The organism is Gammaproteobacteria bacterium (assembly GCA_035501935.1).
Classification (GTDB): Bacteria; Pseudomonadota; Gammaproteobacteria; order JAJPIJ01; family JAJPIJ01; genus JAJPIJ01.
Genome location: DATJVC010000033.1, coordinates 23624 through 46078, shown reverse-complemented (window position 1 = coordinate 46078; position 22455 = coordinate 23624). Strand labels below are relative to the sequence as shown.

General features: G+C 58.8%; 20 protein-coding genes. 6 read left to right on the top strand and 14 right to left on the bottom strand.

Annotated features, from left to right (window positions below; translation table 11 throughout):
* Window positions 1–11 precede the first annotated feature (11 nt).
* The 4 genes from mch to VMH34_08925 all read right to left on the bottom strand — a co-directional run bounded on the left by mch (window position 12) and on the right by VMH34_08925 (window position 4080).
* Entirely contained in the window at window positions 12–959 is a 948-nt protein-coding gene (gene mch, locus VMH34_08940; GenBank protein ID HTT08897.1) for a methenyltetrahydromethanopterin cyclohydrolase, read from the bottom strand.
* Window positions 960–1029: 70 nt separating this feature from the next.
* Entirely contained in the window at window positions 1030–2145 is a 1116-nt protein-coding gene (locus VMH34_08935) for an ATP-grasp domain-containing protein (GenBank protein HTT08896.1), read from the bottom strand.
* On the bottom strand, window positions 2142–3056 hold the full coding sequence (locus tag VMH34_08930; GenBank protein ID HTT08895.1) for an NAD(P)-dependent methylenetetrahydromethanopterin dehydrogenase: 915 nt from the start codon (window positions 3054–3056) through the stop codon (window positions 2142–2144). The genes VMH34_08935 and VMH34_08930 overlap by 4 nt, the downstream gene beginning before the upstream one ends.
* Before the next feature lie 28 nt (window positions 3057–3084).
* A complete protein-coding gene (locus VMH34_08925) occupies window positions 3085–4080 on the bottom strand; it encodes a beta-ribofuranosylaminobenzene 5'-phosphate synthase family protein (protein ID HTT08894.1) in 996 nt (331 codons plus the stop codon).
* 280 nt (window positions 4081–4360) lie between these two features.
* Between VMH34_08925 and VMH34_08920 the strand changes: the two genes are divergently transcribed.
* Complete coding sequence (locus VMH34_08920) at window positions 4361–4978, top strand: cation transporter (GenBank protein HTT08893.1); 618 nt, start codon at window positions 4361–4363, stop codon at window positions 4976–4978.
* Between the two features lie 14 nt (window positions 4979–4992).
* Here VMH34_08920 and VMH34_08915 read toward each other — a convergent pair whose 3' ends face one another.
* Genes VMH34_08915 through VMH34_08900 form a run of 4 tightly spaced genes read right to left on the bottom strand, consistent with a single transcriptional unit; the run spans window position 4993 to window position 9340 of the window.
* The gene (locus tag VMH34_08915; protein HTT08892.1) at window positions 4993–6159 is read right to left on the bottom strand and encodes an ABC transporter permease; all 1167 of its coding nucleotides are present in this window, start codon (window positions 6157–6159) and stop codon (window positions 4993–4995) included.
* Entirely contained in the window at window positions 6159–7319 is a 1161-nt protein-coding gene (locus VMH34_08910) for an FtsX-like permease family protein (GenBank protein HTT08891.1), read from the bottom strand. The genes VMH34_08915 and VMH34_08910 overlap by 1 nt, the downstream gene beginning before the upstream one ends.
* A gap of 3 nt (window positions 7320–7322) precedes the next feature.
* Window positions 7323–8024, bottom strand: coding sequence for an ABC transporter ATP-binding protein (locus VMH34_08905; GenBank protein HTT08890.1), 702 nt, complete (start codon window positions 8022–8024; stop codon window positions 7323–7325).
* Entirely contained in the window at window positions 8021–9340 is a 1320-nt protein-coding gene (locus VMH34_08900) for an efflux RND transporter periplasmic adaptor subunit (protein ID HTT08889.1), read from the bottom strand. Before VMH34_08900 ends, VMH34_08905 begins: the two co-directional genes overlap by 4 nt.
* Before the next feature lie 250 nt (window positions 9341–9590).
* Between VMH34_08900 and VMH34_08895 the strand changes: the two genes are divergently transcribed.
* The 5 genes from VMH34_08895 to VMH34_08875 all read left to right on the top strand — a co-directional run bounded on the left by VMH34_08895 (window position 9591) and on the right by VMH34_08875 (window position 15934).
* Window positions 9591–10925, top strand: a complete 1335-nt coding sequence (locus VMH34_08895; GenBank protein HTT08888.1) for an NADP oxidoreductase — start codon at window positions 9591–9593, stop codon at window positions 10923–10925.
* 297 nt (window positions 10926–11222) lie between these two features.
* Window positions 11223–12521: a formylmethanofuran dehydrogenase subunit B gene (locus VMH34_08890; GenBank protein ID HTT08887.1), complete on the top strand. Its 1299-nt coding sequence runs from the start codon at window positions 11223–11225 to the stop codon at window positions 12519–12521.
* Between the two features lie 15 nt (window positions 12522–12536).
* Entirely contained in the window at window positions 12537–14204 is a 1668-nt protein-coding gene (locus tag VMH34_08885; GenBank protein HTT08886.1) for a formylmethanofuran dehydrogenase subunit A, read from the top strand.
* A 3-nt stretch (window positions 14205–14207) separates the two neighbouring features.
* Complete coding sequence (fhcD, locus tag VMH34_08880; GenBank protein ID HTT08885.1) at window positions 14208–15107, top strand: formylmethanofuran--tetrahydromethanopterin N-formyltransferase; 900 nt, start codon at window positions 14208–14210, stop codon at window positions 15105–15107.
* Window positions 15104–15934 (top strand): formylmethanofuran dehydrogenase subunit C, encoded by an 831-nt coding sequence (locus VMH34_08875; GenBank protein HTT08884.1) that lies wholly within the window; start codon window positions 15104–15106, stop codon window positions 15932–15934. Before fhcD ends, VMH34_08875 begins: the two co-directional genes overlap by 4 nt.
* 139 nt (window positions 15935–16073) lie before the next feature.
* Here the strand turns inward: VMH34_08875 and VMH34_08870 are convergent, their stop codons facing one another.
* From VMH34_08870 to cysC, 6 genes are all read right to left on the bottom strand, one after another.
* Entirely contained in the window at window positions 16074–16949 is an 876-nt protein-coding gene (locus VMH34_08870) for a hypothetical protein (GenBank protein HTT08883.1), read from the bottom strand.
* 11 nt (window positions 16950–16960) lie between these two features.
* Complete coding sequence (locus tag VMH34_08865; protein HTT08882.1) at window positions 16961–17917, bottom strand: quinoprotein dehydrogenase-associated putative ABC transporter substrate-binding protein; 957 nt, start codon at window positions 17915–17917, stop codon at window positions 16961–16963.
* Window positions 17918–18086: 169 nt separating this feature from the next.
* Window positions 18087–18515, bottom strand: coding sequence for a plastocyanin/azurin family copper-binding protein (locus tag VMH34_08860; GenBank protein ID HTT08881.1), 429 nt, complete (start codon window positions 18513–18515; stop codon window positions 18087–18089).
* Between the two features lie 262 nt (window positions 18516–18777).
* Entirely contained in the window at window positions 18778–20637 is a 1860-nt protein-coding gene (locus tag VMH34_08855) for a PQQ-dependent dehydrogenase, methanol/ethanol family (GenBank protein HTT08880.1), read from the bottom strand.
* 579 nt (window positions 20638–21216) lie between these two features.
* Window positions 21217–21624, bottom strand: a complete 408-nt coding sequence (locus tag VMH34_08850) for a hypothetical protein (GenBank protein HTT08879.1) — start codon at window positions 21622–21624, stop codon at window positions 21217–21219.
* 158 nt (window positions 21625–21782) lie between these two features.
* On the bottom strand, window positions 21783–22421 hold the full coding sequence (cysC, locus tag VMH34_08845) for an adenylyl-sulfate kinase (protein ID HTT08878.1): 639 nt from the start codon (window positions 22419–22421) through the stop codon (window positions 21783–21785).
* Window positions 22422–22455: the final 34 nt, after the last annotated feature.

Genomic DNA, 22455 nt, shown 5'->3' with positions numbered 1-22455 from the left:
CTGCAGAATAGCTATTTTTCAGCGCCGAAGGAACGATCGAGCAACTCCTCGTGCAACCGGCCGGCGTGGAATGTGCGGCCGGACTTCAGCGCCGTCACTGCCACCCGCGCCGGGCTGAACAACATCGGATCGACCTTGTAGAAATCATAATTCACTTCCTTGAACACCTCCGCAAAGGGACGGCCGAAATCGCGTGAGCTGTTGCTCGGCAGTTTTTGCGCCAGCGCCTGCGCATCCGCATCCGTACCACGCACATAGAGGTGGGCATGGCCTCCGAAAATGACGGCGTCATTGGTGCGGCCCATCGCGACCATGGGATCCTGTGCCGGCGGACAGATGGGCGCGCTGGCGACGCCATCGGCGATGTCGGCCAGCGGAAAGCCGACCGTGTGAACCTTGTGCAACGCCACCTCCAGTACACGGCCCACGACCTGTATGCCGCCGGCGAGACTGTTGGTCGGCGTCAGGACCAGGGTGAGCGCGCCTGGGCGCACACCGCACATGTCGGCGATTTTCCGCGTGAGTTCGACGGGCGGTATCTTGTCCACTTCGATGATCATCGTCGTCTGCGCGGCGTGGTCGCGATAATTCAATTCATGAAACAGCCGCTCCTTGCTGCCGAGCGAGCGCGCCGGTCCGGAACCGAGGGCGCCGAAGGCTTCCTTGCCGCTGCCATGGCTCAAATTCCAGCCGGCATACTGGCTGCCCAGACAGGCGAGCACCGGGCTGCTGGACCAGACGTCGAGATGCCAGCTCCAGCGCGCAAATACCTTTGCCGAACGGATGTTGACGTGGCCCAATCCACCCATGCAGATTTCCGTAATCAAGCGGCCCGCCTCCAGGCCTCCTGGAGCCTCGATGCCCGCATCAATGACGGTCACCCCGTTTTTGAGCTTGCTCACGCCCAGACCCAGCGCACCGGCGTTTTTAACAAGCGACTTCACCAATGGTGCCGTCATGGCATTTATGCTGACGGCCGGTTTGTCCTTTCGAGTGGCGGTTGTTTTGCCGATCATTGGCATACTCTCGTCAAGTTATGGATTGAAAGTTTTTCAATTCGGCCAGCAAAGTCAACAGCCTTTTCTCCGCCAGGGCCTGGGTGGCTTCCATGCTCGTGGCCAGCGCCATCACCGTGCATACCGGCTGATCCCGTTCGATGACTGTTCCCGCGGCCGGAATATCCGCGCACCATCGCGGCCACACGAAACCCGCGGGCACCGTCAACGAACACGTCGCATACAACGCCACCGATGCCTTGACCGCTGATGCCGGCGCTGGCGGCGGTGAAATCAACTCGCCGTCGCAAGCCCGCCGGTGCGCTCCGAGCAGGCTTGCTTCGCCTTCATGCAATTCGAAGCTGGCGGGCGGTCGTGGATTGATCTCCAGAACCGCGATTGACCCGTCATCACCCAGCATGAAATCCAATCCACACAAGCCGCGCAGGCCGGCGGCCAGGGTCAGCTCACTGACCGTATTTTCCAATTGTGCCCTTGTGGGCGCGGGTACCGCCGACCAGCGTATCAAGCCACTGCGGCAGTAAGACCGGCCTGCATCCGGCTGCGCCTGCCAGTGCCGTGTATAACCGAGAACCTGCGCGTTCCTGCCATTGGCAAGAAACAACACGGACGCGGACATACCATCAACCCTCCGCTGTCGATAATACCCATCGCCCGGCAACTCACCCGCCGCCAATGGTCGTATGTGCCCGCCGCCGCTGCCCCCTACACGCTTCGCTAGCCAGCCAGACGTCGACGCTGCTGAACCATCGGACACCGTTTCAGGATATGTGATGCCGAGATTGTCCAGCAATTTGCAGAAGGAAATAGGATCGCACAGGCGACGGTAAATCTCCAGCGAATTGCCCGTAAACGGCAGGCGTTCGTTGACAGCCATGAGGGATTCCAGAGCGGATTCCATGCCACCACCGATGACGCAGGCACTTGGATGATGCTTGTCCAAAAGCAGCTCAACGACAACAAGAAGGGTGGGGGTATCGCTGAAATTGCAGACTACATCACAGTGCTGCGTTGCCGCACGGGTATCCAAATCACCGAACTGGTCGATGGCATAGGCTTTCCAGCCCGCCTTGACCGCCGACTGCGCCAGCGCGCGCGCCGATTGCGCAATGATCAGAACCGAGGTCACTTCAAACTGGAGGAGACAATCTCGCGGGCCACCTGAAAGGCCTCCGGGAAACTCAGATATAGCGGCTTCTTCGCTTCGAACATTTTTTTGAAGAGACGGGTATGCACCTTGTATTTGATGTTGCCCACCGCCAGCGCGCCGATGCCCGCCGCGCCGGCGGGCGTGGCGGCAATGGGCTTGCCCATGTCATGCACCCCCACGCCTTCGATACCCGTGGGCGGCACGGCGTTCACGTCGGCGGCCACCATCAGCTTCCGGGCCTGCTTCAATAACTTTTCGGACAATACGCACACACCCGCCTTGGCGGCACCGATGGCGATCTCGGCGCCAGCTATCAGCGACCCTGATGCAGCCTCCGAACTGCTGTCTCCGCCACGCATGTCGGTCCTGAAGCGCGCGTTGTAACGATCGGCCAGCGCCTGCGCCACCGCCGCCCCCTGATGGCTGACCAGCGTCACCTTCGCTCCACACTGCGACGCCAGCAGACCGGCGCACACGCCGACCGGACCGGTCCCGCCGAAAATCTGCACGTTTTTGCCTTCCAGATCGCCCTTCTTGCGTTTGCGCACCCACCATTCCACGCACGCCATCAGCGCCGCGGCGGTGGTAATCGCGCCGGAGGGATCGACGAACACGGATACTTCGAACGGCGGCACCATCGATTTGCGGGCCTCGTCAAGCATGTCCAGCGCCAGGCCGAAATCGCGGCCGCCGATGAAAATGCCGGTGCGCTTCACGCCCGTGGGGCCGCGCGAGAAAATGGTGTCCTGTGTCAACGGACGGATGTCATCGAGCGTCACGTCGCTGTGGGGGATCACGGCGTCATAGCGGGCCTCATAGGCCATGTTGATGTCGAACGGACTGACGTTTTTCGTGGGACAGAAAATATGCAGCAGATATGGATTTTTCATGGTTGATGACTCACGCAGTGGTTTTACATCAGGCGGCGATCAGATGACGTGCCACATGAGTGCGAACACGCGCGCCCTCATTGCGCGCCCGGCAAACCATGAATCGCAGCGTCGCAGTGGATTGCCGGCGCTGGCGCGCCAATGCCGCCATGCTTTCCGCCTCGTCAGCGGTGGCGAAAAATGCGAACCCCGTCGGCCCCCACGAACTCTGGCCGAGGCCAGCCACGCCCTGCCCGCGCAGCCACTCCAGCACCTCGGCCACACGCGGGCTGGTGTAACGGCCGCCCTGGACGCTTGAGAATTGATCGCCCGTCGCCTCCTGCAATCGCGTAATTGCATCGCTGAAGTTCATGAAATCCTCTTCCACCAACGCCGGCAACAACTGCACCAGCACGCGGCGGCACAATTCGGCGGATGTCTCGGACGGCATCGGCGACAGTTGCTTGAACGCATCGCGCTCGCTCTGTCCATGCAGGCCCTCACGCTCGTCATCGAAGATCAGCAACATGCGCCACTGTTCGGGGAACGGCAGGCGGCTGATCAAGGGCGGCGCTATTGTATTCGGTCCACGCCCACCGTCGACGAGGAAGCCGCCATGATCAAAGGCGCCGAGGCCGACGCCGGAGCGCGTGCCGCGATTGGTGATTCGCACCAACTCCGTGGTATTGATATCGATTTCAAAAAGCTTGGCGAGTCCGGTGCCCACGGCCAGCGCCATCTGCGTGCCGGAGCCGAGGCCGCAATGCGACGGGATAGCGTGCTCAACGATGATCGACACGGCGCTTTGTATGCCCCACTCATGCAACAGCACATCGGCAAAGTGTCTTGCGCGCGCCGCATCCGGCCCGTGCGTCACGTTCTGCGCGGACGGGCGGATGATGAGCTTGGTGGCCAGATCGGCGATGGCGAGTCCCAGGCTGCCGAATTGCCGTCCCAGTTCGCCGTTAAGATCGACGAAACCGAAATGCAGCCGCGCCGGTGCCGTCACCGCCACCAATCTTTCTTCTTTGAACCCTGGAATCACGCTTATTCCCTGATTTATAGCTTAATTTTGGTTGTTTTACTGTCGCACTATGTAAACAGTATAACGCACGCCCACCATCGGGCTGATATCGAACCCCATCTTCTGATGTTCTCTCACTAGGCCCTGTCAGTCTTTTGATAAAATCATCGCCATGTTTTCAATATTTGGCTGGCTAAAATCACGGGGTTAAAACATGCACACCAGTTTATACGGCGTTGATACCCAGATCAGATCGCAAAAGTGAAATCTAACTCTAGTTGGGCGCCACATAGGAGCAGCGGTGTCGCACTTTCGTAAAGCGGTTGGTGGTGCTGTCGCGTTGAATACGGCCATTGCAGTTGGTGAGGCCATCGCCGGCGTTCAATCGCACAGCCTGAGCCTCCTGGTCGATAGCGCACACAATTTCTCGGATGAACTCGCGTTGCTCTGCCTCTATCTCGCCTTCTTCCTGCCTGTCTATCTCGGTCGGCAGTCTCAGCGCACTACAAACGTGCTTAATTCTCTGGGGCTAGTCGTCTTGAGTGCCAGCATCATCATCGAAGCAGTCCTGCGCCTCAGGCATCCCGCGCCTGTGGTGAGTCTTGTGCCTATCGCAACGGGCTTGGCTGCTGCGGCCGCAAATTACGCTGTTGCTAGGCTGCTACACGAGGCGGCCGATCACAACGCCACAGCGCGCCTCGCGTACCTTCACAATCTTGGCGATGTCTGGGTTTCTCTCGCCCCGGTCGTAGCGGGCGTGCTGGTCGCCGTCACGGGCCATAACGAAGCGGATGCTCTGGTCGCGCTCGGCGTTGGCATTTGGCTCGCGGTTTCTACTCTCCGCGAGGTTCGAACTTCGGCCAACGAGTTGCTGTGGCCCGCGCATATCGAGTGCAACCATGTCTCAGAGCACGCATAGTTGGAACCCGGGCGTTAGACAGTGCGGAGGGCGTCGATGATGTTCATGCGCGCGGCGCGCAGCGCCGGCAGAACGCCGCCGGCAAAGCCCATCAGCAACGCGAACAACAATCCCTCGATGATCACGCGCTGAGTCATGGTGAAGGAAAAGGCCAGTTCGGCGAAGGTCTGCCAGTTCATGGTCGAGACGGTGAAGAACTGCATGAATGAGGCCATCACCAACCCGATGATGCCGCCCACCAGGCTCAGCAGCAGCGATTCCAGCATGAAGGCGCTCAGGATGTTCCAGCGCCGGAAGCCGATGGCCCGCAGGGTGCCGATCTCGGCGGTGCGGTTGGCGACCGAGGCGTACATGGTGATCATCGCGCCAATGATGGCGCCGATGGAGAAGATCGAACTCAGGACCGTACCGAGGATGCGCAGGAAGTTCGACATCAGTTCCGACTGGCGGGCGTAAAAGCGTGGCTCGCGCTCCGCCTCCACGGTCAGCCGCTGATCGGATTCCAGTTTCTTTTTGACGGCGGCAAAAGCGCCGGGGTCGGCCAACCGGAACACCACCGAGGAATACGACTCACGGCGGAAGGTCTGCATCATCTGATCGGCGTCGCCCCACAGCTCCGAGGCAAAGCCGCTGTTGCCGGCATCAAAGATGCCGACCACCGTCCATTCCTGCTGGCCGAGCTTGATATGCTCTCCCAAGCCCGCTCCCATGAAGCCTTTGGCGATTTTGTTACCGGCGACTATCTCAGCGGAACCGGGCCGGAACATGCGCCCTCGTATGACATGCACCTGCGGGCGCATGCTGACGCCCGATAATGACAGACCGCGGATGGTGACGTTGGAGGGCTTGTTGGTGCCGCGTTTGGGCAGCACCATCAATACCACGACCTCCTTCGACACCAGCCGATCGCCATGGGCGTCATTGCCGATCTCCGGCAGGCTCGCCACCAGAGTGGCCTGATCGCGGTACACCGCGCTCTGGATCTCCGTCTCCGCGGAACGACGGATGACGACAACGTTGTCGTTGCTGCCGGTCTGCACCAGCGTCTTTTCCAACCCCTCCGAAAGCATGAGCACGGCGGCGAACACGTACACCACCAGCGCCATGCCCATCGCCGTCAGTCCGGTGGTGAGCCTGCGCACCCATAGATTACGGACGATATAAGACAACGGGATTCCCATCAGACGACACCCCGCATACCTTCTGCGATGGGTATATGTGCGGCCCGCCAGGCGGGCACCACGGCGGCGACCACCCCCACCAGCAGCGCGGCGCCCGCCGCCATCCATATCGTCTGCGCTGAAACATTGAAGATGGGGAACAGCGTGCCGAAGCGCGCGCCCACGTCACGCGCGGTGGGGAAGATGAGGACGATGCCGGCGGCGCCGGCGCTCAAGCTCAACAGCAGCGACTCGCCCAAAATAAGGCCGACGATGAAGCGCGCCGGAAAGCCCATCGCCTTCAGGATGGCATATTCCCCCCGGCGCTCTCGGGCGGTCATGGCCATCGTATTGGCCATCACCGCCATGATGATCAGGATGATCAAAAATGACACCGCTTGTATGACCAGCAGAATAGCCTCGGTCATGGCCACGAAACTCAACTGGAAGGCCTTTTCGGTTTCGGTCAGCGTCTCGGCAAGCGAGTTGGCAAACATGGCGTCGATGTGCTGGGCGATCAGCGGCGCATCCTGCGCGTGCTTCAGCCCCACCAGAAAAATGCCGATCTTGTCGGCGTTATCTGGATTGGTTTTTTTGGTAATCTCGTTCAGGTAATCCCAGTGAAAAAAGAACTGCGTCTCGTCGGTCTTGCTGTCGATGCCGCGATAGATGCCCTCAATGACAAAGTCCCAGGTGCCGGGGTAGATGGTTCCCTGGAGCGGAATTTGATCGCCGATCTTCCAACCATACTGGGCTGCGGTCTTGCGGCCCACGATGACACCGCGTCGGTCGAGCGAGAACGACCTCAATTGTTCCGGTGGAACGACGAACTCCGGATACAACTTGAAATAGGTGTGCCCGTCCACGGCGAACTGGGGGAAGAAGTTCTTCTTGTCGATGTAGATGCCGCCGAACCACTCGGCGTAGCTGACCTGCGATACACCGCCGACCTGGCGGATCTTGTTCAGATAATGCAGCGGCAGCGGGAAGACCAGTGAGTTTTTATTGCGCGTCACCAGCCGCGAGCTGGAAGATGCCTCCACTCCTGCGTACCAGGCGTCGACGGTCGTGCGCAGCAGGCCGAAGGCGGTGATGGCAACGACGATGCCAATCGCCGTCAATAGAGTCCGCAGGGGGTGGCGGAGAAGATTGCGGAAAATCAGGCGTGGCAGATAGGCCATGCTTCATGCCGCGGCGGGCGCGGGCTGTTCAGTGTCGGTCAGCACGCCCTTGTCGAGATGACGGATGACATGGGCGCGATCGGCGGCAAGTTGATCGTGCGTAACCATGATGATGGTCTTGCCCAGAGTGCTGTTGAGCGATTCGAGCAGATCGAGGATGTCGCGGGCCGACACCCGGTCGAGATCACCGGTTGGCTCGTCTGCGACAATGAGCGTGGGATCGGTGACCAGCGCACGGGCGATGGCCACACGCTGCTGCTGTCCACCGGAGAGCTGCGACGGGTAATGTTCGCTGCGATCGGTCAGACCGACCAGGTCCAGCACCATATCGACATGCTCGCGGCGCTGCCGCCGCGACAGATCGGTCAGCAACAGCGGCAGTTCGATATTCTCGTACGCCGTGAGTACCGGCATGAGATTGTAGAATTGGAAGACAAAGCCGATGTTTTCCGCCCGCCACTGCGCCAGCGCCGCTTCGGAGAGCGTGGTGATATCGATGCCGGCGATGCGCAGTTCGCCGCTGTCTGGCCGATCAATGCCGGCGATGATGTTCAGCAGCGTGGACTTGCCCGATCCAGAAGGCCCCATCAAGGCGACAAAACTGCCCTCGTAAATCGTAAGATCGAGATTCATCAATACATGCACGTCCTGATCTCCACGCCGGTAGGACTTGCATAGACGGCGAATCTCGACGACCGGCGTCATGACTGCGGTAGTTTTATCCGCATGCCGTCCCGCAGTTCGGCGGACGGATTCAGCACCACCTTGTCGCCGGGGTTGAGCCCCGCCTTGATCACCACCAGGTCGCCCAAACGCTCGCCGCCAGCCATTACCGTCACTTCACGGGCCACATCGCCGTCCAGCCGATACGCGAGGCTGTGACCGTCGTGCGTCACGATGGCGGCCGCCGGCACGGCCGTGCGCGGCTTTTGATCTTCCTCTGTCAACGACCGGCTCAAAAATGCCACCCGGGCGCTCATGTCGGGCAGGATGCGGGGTTCGGGGTCGATGAATTTCACCTTGACCAGCACCGTGGCCTTGGCGCGATCCACGGTCGGGACAATGGCATGCACTTCGCCGCGCAGCCGCTGCTCCGGCAGCGCATCGAGCTGGATTTCGCAGGGTTGTCCCACGCTGACCTTGGTGAGGTTCGATTCCGACACGTCGGCCTCCACCTGCAAGGTGCTCATGTCCGCCATCGATACCACGGCGCCCTTGGACTGATTTGCCGAGGCAAACGGCGCCACCACGTCGCCCACGTCGGCATGCTTGGACAGGATGACGCCGTCGAATGGCGCCCGGATCAACGTGTACTCCACCGCCACCCTGGCTTCGTCGTAAGCCGCTTCCGCCGCTGTCACCTGTGCCTCCGCAGTAGCGAGCGAGGCGGCGGCGGCGGCGACACCCGCCTCTGCACTCGACACGTTGGCGGCGGCTTTGTCACGACGAGCCTGCGCCGCATCATAAAATTCCTGGGTAACATATTTTTTACCGACCATGGCCTGGGCCCGTGTCATGGCGCGTTCTGCGTCCAGCATTTCCGCACGCACTTCCGCCACTCGCGCCTGACTCACGTGCAACTGGGCCCTAGCCTCCGTGACGGCCGCCCTCGCCGCCTCGACGCTGGCGCGATTGCGCTCCATGACGGCCACCACGTCTTGATCCTCCAGGCGGGCGATGATCTGATCTTTCCTGACCACGCTGCCCGCCTCCACCTCGATCGCCTGCAGCCGGCCGGTGGCCTTGGAGGCGACATCCGCCCTGGTCTGCGGCACTACGTAGCCCGTGGCGTTAAAAAGCGAGAGCGCCTGCGAGGGATAGGCCGTCACTACATTACCGACCTCCACCTCCGGGCGCGGCCGCAATAGATTGAGATGGCCGCCATACTTGAAATACCCTCCCACCCCGGCAACCATCAGGGCCAGCAAAATCATCAGCCGCTTTCTGCCGCCACCGCGAGGCAACGGGCCGGCGCCGCGCTTGCCGCCGCGGTCTATTTTCAACTTATTCAGGTCTTCCATGGGGCCATTGTGCCCGTTTTCCCGGCGAAACATCAAAGCACTGGCACCGATTGGCGATCGTCTCATCGACCATATGGCGTATATAATGCTGTAAATCAGATTACGCCGAACAGACGCCGCCGTTGCCGGTCGTTGATGAGTAGCAAGCATCACTGCCAGCCGCAGGTTCACAAGAAGAAACGGGATTACCGAGAATTTCAGAAGCATGCCTGTCTTAGGTTCAATAGAATGCCCCCTGCGAGTTGCGATCGTGGGCAGCGGCCCAAGTGGTTTTTACGCCACCGAGGCACTGTTCAAGTCGGGCAAAAACGTGTTCGTGGACATGTATGAACGTCTGCCGGTCCCGTATGGATTGGTGCGCCACGGTGTGGCGCCCGATCATCCCAAGCTTAAACAGGCGACACAGTTTTACGACAAGATCGCACGCGCGCCCAATCACCGTTTTGTTGGCAATGTCTGTGTCGGACGGGACCTGACGGTCACGGAACTGCGCGAGGCTTATCACGCGATCATATTCACCTGTGGCGCGGAGGCGGATCGAAAGCTTGGCATACCGGGAGAAGACCTGACGGGAAGTCACACGGCCATGGAGTTTGCGGGCTGGTACAACGGCCATCCGGACTATTGTGACCACCATTTCGATCTCTCTCGGGAAGTCGCGGTCATCATCGGTCAGGGAAACGTTGCCGCCGATGTCTGCCGGATCCTGGCGAAAACCGTCGATGAGTTAAAAAACACGGATATCGCTCAACACGCCCTGGAAGCGCTGGCAGAAAGCCGGGTAAGGGAAATACATATCATCGGCAGGCGCGGTCCCGCCCAGGCCAGATTCAGCAACAAAGAACTGCTCGAACTGGGGGAACTCGCCAACGCTGATGTCATCGTGGCACCCGAAGCCCTCGAACTAAATCCTGAAAGCGAAACAGAGCTTGCAGACAGGAATAACGTCACCAGCATGAGGAATGTGGAAATATTTCAAAGCTTCGCAGGGCGATCCGCCACGATAAAACGTCGCCGCTGCCATTTTCATTTTTTAAAAAGCCCCGTGGAACTGCGTGGACGGCAACGTCTTGAGTCGGTCGTGCTGGAAAGAAACAAGTTGGAGGGATCACCCTTCAATCAGGCCGCACGAGGCACTGGAGAAAAAATGGAACTACCATGTGGTCTGCTGTTTTGCAGTATAGGCCACAAAGGAGTGCCCGTCAGCGGCGTTTCTTTCGATGAACGTAAAGGTGTTTTCGCCAACGAGGAAGGACGGTTGCGCGACGGGAACGGCACGGTGCCCGGCCTTTACTGCGCCGGCTGGATCAAGCGTGGTCCCACCGGCGTCATCGCCACCAATCGCGGCGACAGCGCGGCGACGGTGAATGCACTCCTGGCCGATCTCGCATTGCTCGATTCGGGAGAGGACAGGAAGGGCATGGATGCGATTTGCCCGCTGTTGGCAAAACGCGGCATCAAGCACGTCAGTTTCGAGGATTGGCTCAAGATCGATGCCGCCGAGGTCAGGCGTGGCGAATCCAGGGGCAAACCCCGCGAGAAATTCACACGAGTCCGGGAAATGCTGAAGGCAATCGATTCCTAAACCCAGTCCGATTCTTCTCATCAGGGTTGGCCCGCACCAGTCCCCAGTCCTCTTGCCCCTCTTGCCGGGCCGCCATCCGCGGCTTGGTGACACGCCTGCCCCCTGCCGGGTTAGGCTTAAAACCTGCACGGCTGTCAATAGGCCGGGCGAGGCCTATTCGTTTGATTCTAGCCATGAAAAGTATGGTGAACGTGCCTGATTTATGGTACTTTTTCCATTACTGGATAAGTGCGTGGGTTTCAATAAACAAGTCATGCCGCAGTCCGCGGTCAGCCCTAAAATCCAATCATAGAAACCATGCTCGAAAATCCCCAAGATTCGCGCACTCGCCGCTCCGCGTCGAAGACCTTCAAATCCGTCACCTGCCCGTTTTGCAGCCTGCTTTGCGATGATCTCGAAATCGAGGAACGGCGTGGTGCGCTGCATGTCGCTTCGACGCGCTGCCCCCGCGCCGTAGCTGGCTTCGAACGCCCCGTCGTACCGGCCGCGCCGCGGATTAATGGCACAGAGGTCAGCCTGGGAAAGGCGGTCGCGGCGGCGGCGAAAGTGCTGAAGTCCTCCCGTCACCCGCTTTTCAGCGGGCTGTCGACCGACGTTGCCGGCATGCGCGCCGTCATGGCGCTTGCTGATCGCACCGGCGGGATCGTTGATCACATGCTGGGCGACGGCCTGTACCGAAATATTCTTGCCATGCAGGATCGCGGCTGGATGACGACGACGCTGGCGGAGCTTCGAAATCGCGCCGATCTCATCGTATTCGCGGGCACCGACGTGGGCAGCGATCATCCGCGATTCTTTGAACGTTACGTCTGGAACAAGGAGTCCATGTTCGATCTCGATACCACCAAGCGCGAGATCGTCTATCTCGGCCGGGGTCTTGAAACCGGCGCGGGGGTGAGTCCCGATGGACGCAAACCGTGGCATCTCAAAAACGACCCGCAACGCCTGAATGAGCTGCTGGCCGCGGCGCGTGCCCTGCTCTCCGGCAACCCCCTGCAGGCGGAAACCGTGGCCGGCGTCAGGATCAGCCATGTGGCCAGGTTCGTCAAGAAACTCAAGGCCGCCAAATATGCCGTCATTATCTGGGCGCCGCCGCGGTTGAATTTCCCGGCAGCGGATATCACCGTCGCCAGCATTTGCGAATTGGTCAAGGATCTCAATCAGTACACGCGCTGCTCCGGGCTGACCCTGGGCGGCAACGAGGCCATCGTCACCGCCGGGGCGGTGTGCACATGGCAGAGCGGTTATCCATTACGCGTGGATTTCGGGAAGGGCTTCCCGGATTACGATCCGTCCCGCAATGCCACCGCCAATCTTCTGGCAAACGGCGATGTCGACGCCCTGCTGTGGATATCCAGCTTCGATCCTGATCTCCATCCGCCGCAGGCCGCGATACCCACGATCTTTTTGGCGCCTCCGCCGGCGAAATTCGAACGTGAATATTCCATATACATTCCGGTGGGAACCCCCGGCATCGACCATGTGGGGCAAATGTGCAGGGTGGACAACGTCGTTTCCCTGCCGCTGTACCGCCTGCGGGACTCGACGCTGCCCAGCGTGGGCGCCGTCCTTCAAACGTTGTTGAAACAACTCTAATGCCGGGTTGAAGCCATGTTGACCAAACTGTCCGGCGCTACCGTTTACGATCCCACGCACGGCGTGGATGGTGAACAACGCGACATTTACATCCGCGATGGCCGCATCGTGGCTCCATCGTCCGCCGCCGCCGAAACGGCGGCCGTGAATCTTGATCTGCGCGGCAAGGTGGTGATGGCCGGCGCCATTGACCCGCACACCCACATCGGTGGCGGCAAGGTCAATATCGCACGGACCCTGCTGCCCGAAGACCATCAGCCGGATCCCGTGCCGCGCACCACCCTCACGAGATCGGGGGTGGGCCACGCCGTGCCGTCGACGCTGGCCACGGGCTATCGATACGCGGAGATGGGCTATACGGCCTGCTTCGAACCGGCGATGTTGCCGGCCAACGCCCGGCAGGCGCATATGGAAATGGCCGACACGCCCATCATCGACAAGGGCGCCTATGTCATGTTGGGCAGCGATGATTTCCTGTTGCGCATGCTCGCTTCCGGCAAGAGTCAGGAAGAAATCAACGACTACGTCGCCTTCACCATTACGGCCGCTCAGGCGCTCGCCGTCAAGGTGGTTAATCCCGGCGGGATCAGCGCCTTCAAGTTCAACCAGCGCAATCTTGACCTCGACGAAAAAAACGCCCATTACGGCGTAACGCCACGACAGATCCTGCAGGTGCTGGCACGCGCGGTCCATGAGCTGGGTGTGCCGCACCCGTTGCACGTGCACGGTTGCAATCTTGGAGTGCCTGGCAATGTGGAGACCACGCTGAAGACGATCGCCGGTGTCGATGGACTGCCACTGCACCTGACCCATATTCAATTTCACAGCTACGGCACCGAGGGTGACAAGAAATTTTCCTCCGGCGCAGGCCGCATCGCCGAAGCCGTCAATCGCAACAAGAATATCTCCGTGGATGTGGGCCAGATCATGTTCGGCCAGACGGTCACCGCCTCCGGCGACAGCATGGCACAGTACAGGAATCGGGCTTTTGCAAATCCCAACAAATGGGTATGCATGGACATCGAGTGCGATGCCGGCTGCGGGGTGGTGCCGTTCCGCTATCGCCACAGAAATTTCGTCAATGCCCTGCAATGGGCGATAGGTCTGGAGATCTTCCTGCAGGTCGACGATCCATGGCGCATCTTCCTCACCACGGACCACCCGAATGGCGCGCCGTTCACGAGCTACCCGCATCTCATACGCCTGCTGATGGACAGGAGCTTCCGCAACGAGCGCCTGGCGACACTGCACCCTGACGCGCAGAAAATGTCCACCCTTGCCGGCATCAGCCGCGAATATTCACTTTACGAAATCGCAATCATGACCCGTGCGGCACCGGCCAGGAGCCTGGGTTTGCGCGACCGTGGTCATCTCGGTGCGGGCGCCGCCGCCGATATCACCGTTTACACACCGCACCAGAACAAGGAACGGATGTTCGAAAAACCGGATTACGTTTTCAAGGATGGAGAGCTCGTGGCGAAGAACGGCAGGATCGTCAAGGTCACCAGCGGCGGCACCCATACTTTGCGTCCCCGATACGACCGCGCCATCGAGAATTCCCTGCAAGATTACTTTGAGCGTTACCTGACCATGCGGCTGAATAACTTTCGTTTGAGCAACGCTGAAATTGAAAACGCCGGCAACGGCCATCTCATCATCCATCCCTGTGCGACGGGATCCTAGCGCATGAAGATCAACGGAGTGGAAATAGAGAATACCTTCGCCGAGGCCTTCCCGATGAAGGCGGCGCGTCTCATCATCACGGCGATAAATCACAAGTGGGCCCATCACGCGGCCAATTCCCTGAGCGGATTTGCCACCTCTGTCATCGGCTGCGGTTGCGAGGCCGGTATTGAGCGCGAGCTCGACACCCGCCATACTCCCGACGGACGCCCGGGAATATCCGTACTCATTTTCTCCACCTCCACCAAACAACTCGCAGAGCAGGTCCTCAAGCGCGTCGGCCAGTCGGTCATGACCACCGTCACTGCCGCCTGCTATTCCGGGCTCAGAACGCCGGATCGCATCCCGCTCGGCAAAAGCCTGCGTTTTTTCGGCGACGGCCACCAGATCTCCAAACTGCTCGACGGCACCCGCTACTGGCGGGTGCCGGTGATGCACGGCGAATTCATGTGTGAAGAAAGCGCCAGCGTTGTCAAGGCGGTGGGCGGGGGTAATTTCCTGATCTTCGCGAAAAGCTCCGGCCACGGCCTGTCGGCCTGTGAAAAGGCCATAAAAGCAATCAAAAAGATCCCGGGAGTCGTGACCCCCTTTCCCGGCGGCGTGGTGGGTTCCGGTTCAAAGGTGGGCTCCAAATACAAATTCCTCAGCGCCTCGACCAATCACCTGTACTGCCCCACGCTGAAAGGCAAGGTAAAGAATTCCGTCCTCTCAGCCGATGTAGGTTCGGTGCTTGAAGTCGTGATCGATGGATTGGATGAGAGGTCCGTGGGAGAGGCCATGCGCGTGGGCATCCGCGCCGCCTGCGTCCCCGGGCCACGGCGGGGCATTTACCGGATCGGCGCCGGGAACTACGGCGGCAAGCTCGGCCCCTATCACTTTCACCTGCATAAAATCCTCAAATGAAACCGCTGAAATTCACATTGAAAGAGGCTCCGAGGCAGCGGGTGGGGCTTTCCGCGCTGATTCCCGATCGATTGCACGGAATGCGCCGCACCGCCATCGCCAGGATCAAGTTGCAGTGCGGAAACCACAAGGTGACCGTCGGCGATCTTTTTTCAATAAGTGGGAATGACGCGCAACACCTGCAACTGCATGGCGACCTTGGCAAGTTCGACGACATCGGGATGGACATGGGCAGCGGTTCCGTCACCGTGCGCGGCAGGGTTGGCCAGCGGCTGGGCGCTGCCATGCGTGGCGGCCAAATCGTAGTCCAAGGTGATGCAGGTGACTGGCTGGGTGCCAATATGCACGACGGGCTGATAGAGGTTCACGGCAACACCGGAAATCAAGTGGGAGGGGCGCGACCGGGCGAGGTGCACGGCATGGACGGTGGAACCATCCTCGTCACCGGGAATGCCGGGATGCGCGTTGGCGACCGCATGCGGCGCGGCATGATCATCCTTAAAGGCAGCGCCGGCGATTATTGTGGCGCGCGGATGCTGGCCGGCACCATACTGGCCTGCGGCACTTCCGGCGATTTCGTCGGCTCCGGCATGAAACGTGGGACCGTGATTCTGGCGCGAAGACCGGAGCGAATCACCGCCACCTTCAACAACTGTGGTGTTCTGAAGATGCAGTTCCTGCGCCTCTTGTTCCAGCATCTGACACGCACGTATCCTCACCTGTCAGAACTGAGAGGCCGGGGACCATTGTGCGAAAGATACTGCGGAGATCTTGCCACCGGCGGCAAGGGCGAATTGATGATCCTCAGCGCTGCCTACTCTGACTGAGTATCTGGAAATATCACGCCAGTCAACGGGGATGGACAGGCATGTCAGACCCACACGCTTCTTTGACCCGCTGACGCACGTCTCGCAATAAAAAACCCGGCGACCGCCGGGTTTTTCAGTGTGGCTGAGGAGTGTAATTTCAGTGACCGGCCTGCTCCGCGTCCACCAGCACCAAAGTTTCATCGATTAACGGCTTGGACTTGTCCTGGGCATTATCGGGCGCCGGCACCACCGTGTGGATTTCGTACAGATATCCAGGAATGTCGTCACACACGGTGATGAGGTACTCCTTGTTCTCCATTTTTTTGAAATTTTCGTTGCCGCCCAGATGAGGATCCTTCACGTACGGCGCGATCCGCACCTGCTTGCCCTGCACCGTCTTACCATTAAAAGATATCGTCACTGGTTTGACCTCCGCACTTTCCGCGAAGGCCTGTTTGATCAGACGGTGGAAATAGCGCCAGTATCCCTCCGTGATGCGATTCATCTCCAGCACGTCGCCTTGCAGATAAATCCCCAGCACGGGATTGCCGTTGATGTCATCATAAGGCGGCACATAGTGGCTGCGTTCGCCGCTGAACCAGTTGACCACGCCCGCCTTCCTGCCATCGGGTTTTATTTCCTTGACCTGGAACTCCACATTGTCTTCAAAGCCCTCTTCGAAGCTCCCCTGTTTCTTGAAGTGATACCTGAGAACGGTCGGCGCCTTGATATTCTTGAGTTGATCCGTCATCCATAAAAGCGTTTCGGCATCGGAAAGCTTTACATTTTCACTTTCCATCGAATCGCCCACGCGCCCGATGTGCGCCAGTGCCTCCGGGTCCATCTTGCCATCCTTGTTGATGTTGGGCATGGCCTCCACAGAATCCCCGGAGGGCGTCGCGGCAACGCCGGTCGCGGCGGGATCCTCCGCCATCGAGACTGTCCCGACAAGCAACAAGCTGCCGCAAAGACAACCCGCCAACAGCCCTTTGACCCCATGGTAAACGCTGATCGTGGAATTAATATCCATCATGGTCATCACCTCTAACTCTTTTTACCCTGATTCTTCTTGCCATCACCTTTCTTATGCTTGCCTTTGTTGTCGTCATCCCCGGCCTTCGTCGCGCCTTCATCAACCAACGGCACGCCATATTCGGCCAGTATGGCGCGGATATCCTCGCGATGCTGGGTGATGAAATCGTTCACCTGCTGCTTCCAGGCCTTTTCCCCGAAGCGCGTGGCCATGGCAAAGCGGAAATCAAACTTGATGCCCGGCTCTGACTTCATGGGGATCACCACCAGCTCCGGATTCTTGATTTTCTTGGCGTAGTACCCGGCGATGGGGCCCCACTCGAAGGTGACGTTGATCTTATCCTGCACCAGATCCTGCTCGATAATGCGTCCGGGATAATCCTGCACATCAGCCGTCATATGCTGATAGGACACCATGTAATCAAGCAAGTTGTGTTTGTACGCCCAATCAGTGGCGGGGCCGACGTCATACAGGCCAATGCGCAGGTTCTTTTTACGTTCCGGGGGCAAATTGGCCAGATCATCCTGGGATTTGATGTCGTCCAGCCCGCGCCCCTTGACATAGACCATCGCCCAGGTGGAGTGATAATACGGCTGCGTAGTGGCAGCCATGTCGAAATTCTCCGGCACGCTGATGACCAAATCGCACTGATAGGAACCATCCGGGGTTTTGTTGTTTTTAAGCGAATTGCGTATGAATTTGAAGCGCTGCGGGAACCAGTAGTATTGGAGGGGCAATTTCAGACTGTCGGCGAATAATTTGGCGATTTTATTCTCGAAGCCCTCCAACTTGTCATTCGACGCCGGCATGGCATTGGGGTCGCCACATACCTTGAGCGCAGTACGCGGCGGCGGCGCCGCATCTTCCTCAGCCAGCAGTCCACCTGTCATGGCGCTGGACATCATCCCCAGCACCAATGACAGGATGATCGACACTTCTCTGGAGCCCTTCTTATTCCCACCATTCATGACATATTCTCCCGGCGTTTGTGTCGCCCGCTTGTGCGAAAGCCCCGTTCAGCGGGCGGGGGGCTATTGTACCCTTGACAAACGCTGACAACACATCAAAAAAAACGGCCTTGCCGGTAATGTGACCCGGCAAGGCCGTTGCAGTTCCTTCCAGATAAAACCCGGCCGCTTACTTGATGCCGTGCTCGTCCAGATAACGTTCGAGCTTTTTGACCCAGCGCTTGCCGTTATTGTCGGTCGCCGCTTTCAGGGCGTCCAGATTGGCGGGCTTGCCGTTACCGACAATGATCACGCCGCCCATGCCGAAGGAGGCGTGGGGAGTGCAGGTATAGACGTACGCGCCCGGCTTGTCGAAGGTCATTGCGAAATCCTCGCCCAGTTTTGAATTCCATGGCGTGGCGCCATCCGGGATCATCCCGGCAATCGAAGTGGTGCTGTGCGAATTCATCTGACGCCACACCACCTTGTCGCCCGGCTGAATCTGAACTATGTCCGGATCAAAGGAACGTACCGTGGCGGTTACGGTGACCTCCGCCGCCCAGGCACCTGTCGACATCATCGTGCCCAACGTTATCAAGGCCAGCAATAATTTTTTCATGACTCTCTCCAGAAATAAATTGTTAATCATCCCCATCAAAGGGTTTGTAAATATCCGGTTGCACTGACGGCCTGTTAGGTGCGGATTATTTTAAAAAGTTCCTTTTAATTCCACAGGTTAACGGTTGCTTAACCCGTGACGCCCTGCGGCAGCCATAACATGCACCGCGCTAAAAAAAACCCCTCGAAGCCGAGGCTTCGAGGGGTTACAGATTTAACACTTGTTGTTATTTAAACGCCACTAACCTGCCTGTTCGTTATTTTTACGGCAGGGAGAAGACGTTCAGCACGCCACCGTTCTTGGTGACGCTCTTGAGCGCGCGGTAACCACCCGCGGCACCCAGCGCCCACTCGTCGGGAGCCGTGTTTTCCTTGCGGAAGGCCACCACCGCACCCGCCCAGCCACCGATACCGGACAGCACACCGAGATACTGCTTGCCGTTGTGCATCCAGGTGTTGGTGTTGCCGATGATGCCGGACGCGGTCTTGAACTTCCACAGCAGCTTGCCACTCTTGGCGTCAACCGCTTTCTCCCAGCCTTCCAACGTGCCGTAGAAAGCCAGACCGCCATGGGTGGTCAACACACCACTCCACACCGACCACTTCTCGGGGATCGACCAGACGATCTTGCCCTGGCCCGCATCCCAAGCGATGAAGTTGCCCATGTTGTCGTTGGTGTCGTTGTTGCCGCACTCCTTGCCCGGGCAGGTCTTGCCGGCAGGGAACATGGTCAGGTTCGCAAACACGTAGGGCTTGCCAGCCTCATACATCGGGTTGGAAACAGGCTCATACGTCATGCAAACGTGATTGGTCGGCACATAGAACAGACCCGTGTCCGGGTCATACGAAGACGGCTGCTCGTCCTTGGTACCCAGAGCGGCGGGGCACACGTCCTTGGAGACGGTGTCTTCGCCATTGCTGTGGGTGGACTTGGACTGAACCACCTGCGGACGGCCGGTCTTCATGTCGACATGGGTCGCCCAGTTGACAGCCGGGTCATACTTCTCGGCCACCAGCAGCGCGCCATTGGTACGGTCCATCGTATAGCCGAAGCCGTTACGATCGAAGTGGCTCAGGGCCTTGGTGTCCTTGCCCTTGACCTTGCCGTCCCACAGGACCATCTCGTTGACGCCGTCATAGTCCCACTCATCATGCGGAGTCATCTGGTACGCCCACTTGGCGACACCGGTATCGACGTCGCGGGCGAACATGGTCATTGACCACTTGTTGTCGCCGGGACGCACCACCGGGTTCCAGGTGGAGGGGTTGCCAGAGCCGTAGAACATCAGGTTCTGCGCCTTGTCATATGGCCACCAGCCCCACACCGAGCCGCCGCCGATCTTCCACTGGTCACCTTTCCAGGTCTTCAGCGAAGAATTGGCGCCGACGGGTGAGCCCATGGACGTGGTCTTGGCCGGGTCGAACAGGATGTCGCTGTCCGGGCCCATGCTGTAGGCACGCCACACCAGCTTGCCGCTGTTGATGTCATACGCAGTGATCGAGCAACGCACACCGAATTCCGCGCCGGACATGCCGGTGAAGACCTTGTCCTTGATGACATGCGGGGCATTGGTGTTGGTCTGGCCCATCTTGGGCTCGCCATTCTTGGTTTCCCACACCTTCTGGCCGTTGTCGGCCTTCAGGGCAACCAGCATGGTGTCGTTTTGCTGCAGGAAGATCATCCCGTTGCCATAACCCAGGCCACGGTTGACGTTGTCGCAGCAGAGTACGCCCTGCACGCTCTCTTCCTGAACCGGATCGTATTCCCACACGATCTCGAGGCTGTCGAGGTCGATGGCGAACACGTCGTTCGGGAACGCAGAGTGGATGTACAGGGTGTCACCCTTGCGGCCAGTGGCCTCGCCCGGCAGAACCAGCGGGCCACCTTCGTGACCCTGCAGGCGGCCGGTGGAGAAATTCCACGCCATGACGACCTTGCTTACGTTTGAGGTGTTGATCTGGTCCAGCTTGGAATGACGCCAGTTCCAGTAATTGCCGCCAGGATAAGCCCAGTAATTGGGATTGGCTATCAGTTTCTCGACGCTGTCATTAGCGAATACCGCACCAGGTACCGCCAAAGAGAGAGCCGCTACCAACCATCGTTTATACGATGTTTTTAGCATGACCTCCTCCTTCACTTTCACTGTTAACAGTTTCCAAAGTTGATCTCTATTTTTGCTTTGACACCCCGGCCGCTCCGAGATCAGAAAGAGAGGCGCGGAGAAATTGAATTCGCTATTTGAGTTTCACCAACACGGTCCGTAACAAGGCAGGCGGTACCTGCGCCGTGGTGGCATCCGTCATCACTTGAGCAGGCTGTGAGAATAAATATGAACTGACCGGCATGGAACGCCGGAGGAAAAAATCTTGGGAACGCAGGCAATGGTGAATAACCATTATTTATTTATTCTCATAATTTTAATTTTTATGTTGACTTCGCCTCGTTGCTGACACCGCACTTAGGAATTCATCCTTCTGGCCGGGACATTTTCCCAACTCGCCTCAACCTAATATACGGCGGGAGGATTATAACGGATTTCAAGGGGGCATCAATAGCGAAAGCAACGTTGCCACCGTGGAGCATGGGCATAACCCATACTTATATTGCGCCGCACAAAAAACGTAGGGGGCCTCGTTACTAAAAATATCTTACTCAACCGGACGGAAATGCCGCGGTCTATTTAACCGCCCTTTAACTTAACTCATTTAGGCTGCGCGCCTTTATTGTCTTCGGCCGCTGCTTCCGCTTTAGCTTTGGGGACTATCTGCTTAACAAAACAGTGTTTTTCCGCCTCGGCCTCCAGTTCATTCAGCTTGTTGTAAAGCGCCTTGGCCCTGTCATTGCTACGGAAGGCGTCCCCCTTGTCTCCAGGCGTGTCTTTGTACTCCTCGTAGGTCTTGGCGTCGCTATATTTCTCAAACTTCATCTTGCCGGCAATGGCATCGATCGTACAGGAGCAGCCCAGCAGGTTGGTAATGCTCTGCTCCCCATGCCGGTCCATGCAATCCAGGACATAATTCACCCGGTCCAGGGTCGGAAAGTCATTGCCGGCATACGCAACCATCGGCTGTAACAACGCCAGCAGCATGACCGTTCGGATTTTCTTCACGTTAGATTTCTCCAATGCTAGGTAAGGACGGCATTAATTTCTGAATGCTAACAAATCCTCGGCTGCGAGTCAGTGATCATCATGGATTTGAATCGCTTCCGTGCGCGAACAAGTTGGACAATACCCCGGCCTCGCGGTTCGCATCATCACTCTCCCGATTACGGCAGTTCGGCGGCCACCACCCCCGTTTGACGCAAATACCGGATAACGGCATCAACGCATTCCTCCTGCGACCGTTCGTCGGTGTTCAACACGATCTCGGCGGCCTCCGGTTCCTCATAAGGCGCGGAGATGCCGGTAAATTCCTTGATCTCGCCGGCACGGGCGCGGCGGTACATGCCCTTCACATCGCGCCGCTCGCAGACCTCCAGCGGACACCGGCAATACACTTCGATGAAATCCCCTCGTGGCATGCGTTCGCGCGCCTTGGCCCGATCGGCCCGGTAGGGGGATATAAACGCCGTCAGCACAATCATACCGGCATCCAGGAAGAGTTTCGCGACTTCGGCGATACGGCGGATGTTTTCCACGCGATCAGCGGGAGAAAATCCCAAGTCGCCGTTCAAACCGTGGCGGATATTGTCGCCATCGCAGACATAGGTGCGGCACCCCAGCTGATGCAGGCGTGATTCGACCGCAGAGGAAATCGTGGACTTCCCGGAGCCGGAAAGTCCCGTAAACCAGAGCACCGCCCCCCGATGACCGTTCAGACGTTCGCGATCGGCGCGGCTGACGTGAGTGGCACACCAGACTACATTACTGCTTTTTTTCGTGCCGGGCGGGGCGGGTTGATTCATGGTCCTCATATCTCCATTCAACAGCAGCGGGCGG

Bases quoted from the DNA above. Each gene is read 5' to 3' on its own strand.
- mch (HTT08897.1), bottom strand. From the start codon at position 959: ATGACGGCACCATTGGTGAAGTCGCTTGTTAAAAACGCCGGTGCGCTG.
- VMH34_08930 (HTT08895.1), bottom strand. From the start codon at position 3,056: ATGAAAAATCCATATCTGCTGCATATTTTCTGTCCCACGAAAAACGTC.
- VMH34_08915 (HTT08892.1), bottom strand. From the start codon at position 6,159: ATGGGAATCCCGTTGTCTTATATCGTCCGTAATCTATGGGTGCGCAGG.
- VMH34_08910 (HTT08891.1), bottom strand. From the start codon at position 7,319: ATGGCCTATCTGCCACGCCTGATTTTCCGCAATCTTCTCCGCCACCCC.
- VMH34_08905 (HTT08890.1), bottom strand. From the start codon at position 8,024: ATGACGCCGGTCGTCGAGATTCGCCGTCTATGCAAGTCCTACCGGCGT.
- VMH34_08900 (HTT08889.1), bottom strand. From the start codon at position 9,340: ATGGAAGACCTGAATAAGTTGAAAATAGACCGCGGCGGCAAGCGCGGC.
- VMH34_08890 (HTT08887.1), top strand. From the start codon at position 11,223: ATGCTCGAAAATCCCCAAGATTCGCGCACTCGCCGCTCCGCGTCGAAG.
- VMH34_08885 (HTT08886.1), top strand. From the start codon at position 12,537: ATGTTGACCAAACTGTCCGGCGCTACCGTTTACGATCCCACGCACGGC.
- fhcD (HTT08885.1), top strand. From the start codon at position 14,208: ATGAAGATCAACGGAGTGGAAATAGAGAATACCTTCGCCGAGGCCTTC.
- VMH34_08875 (HTT08884.1), top strand. From the start codon at position 15,104: ATGAAACCGCTGAAATTCACATTGAAAGAGGCTCCGAGGCAGCGGGTG.
- VMH34_08870 (HTT08883.1), bottom strand. From the start codon at position 16,949: ATGATGGATATTAATTCCACGATCAGCGTTTACCATGGGGTCAAAGGG.
- VMH34_08865 (HTT08882.1), bottom strand. From the start codon at position 17,917: ATGAATGGTGGGAATAAGAAGGGCTCCAGAGAAGTGTCGATCATCCTG.
- VMH34_08860 (HTT08881.1), bottom strand. From the start codon at position 18,515: ATGAAAAAATTATTGCTGGCCTTGATAACGTTGGGCACGATGATGTCG.
- VMH34_08855 (HTT08880.1), bottom strand. From the start codon at position 20,637: ATGCTAAAAACATCGTATAAACGATGGTTGGTAGCGGCTCTCTCTTTG.
- cysC (HTT08878.1), bottom strand. From the start codon at position 22,421: ATGAATCAACCCGCCCCGCCCGGCACGAAAAAAAGCAGTAATGTAGTC.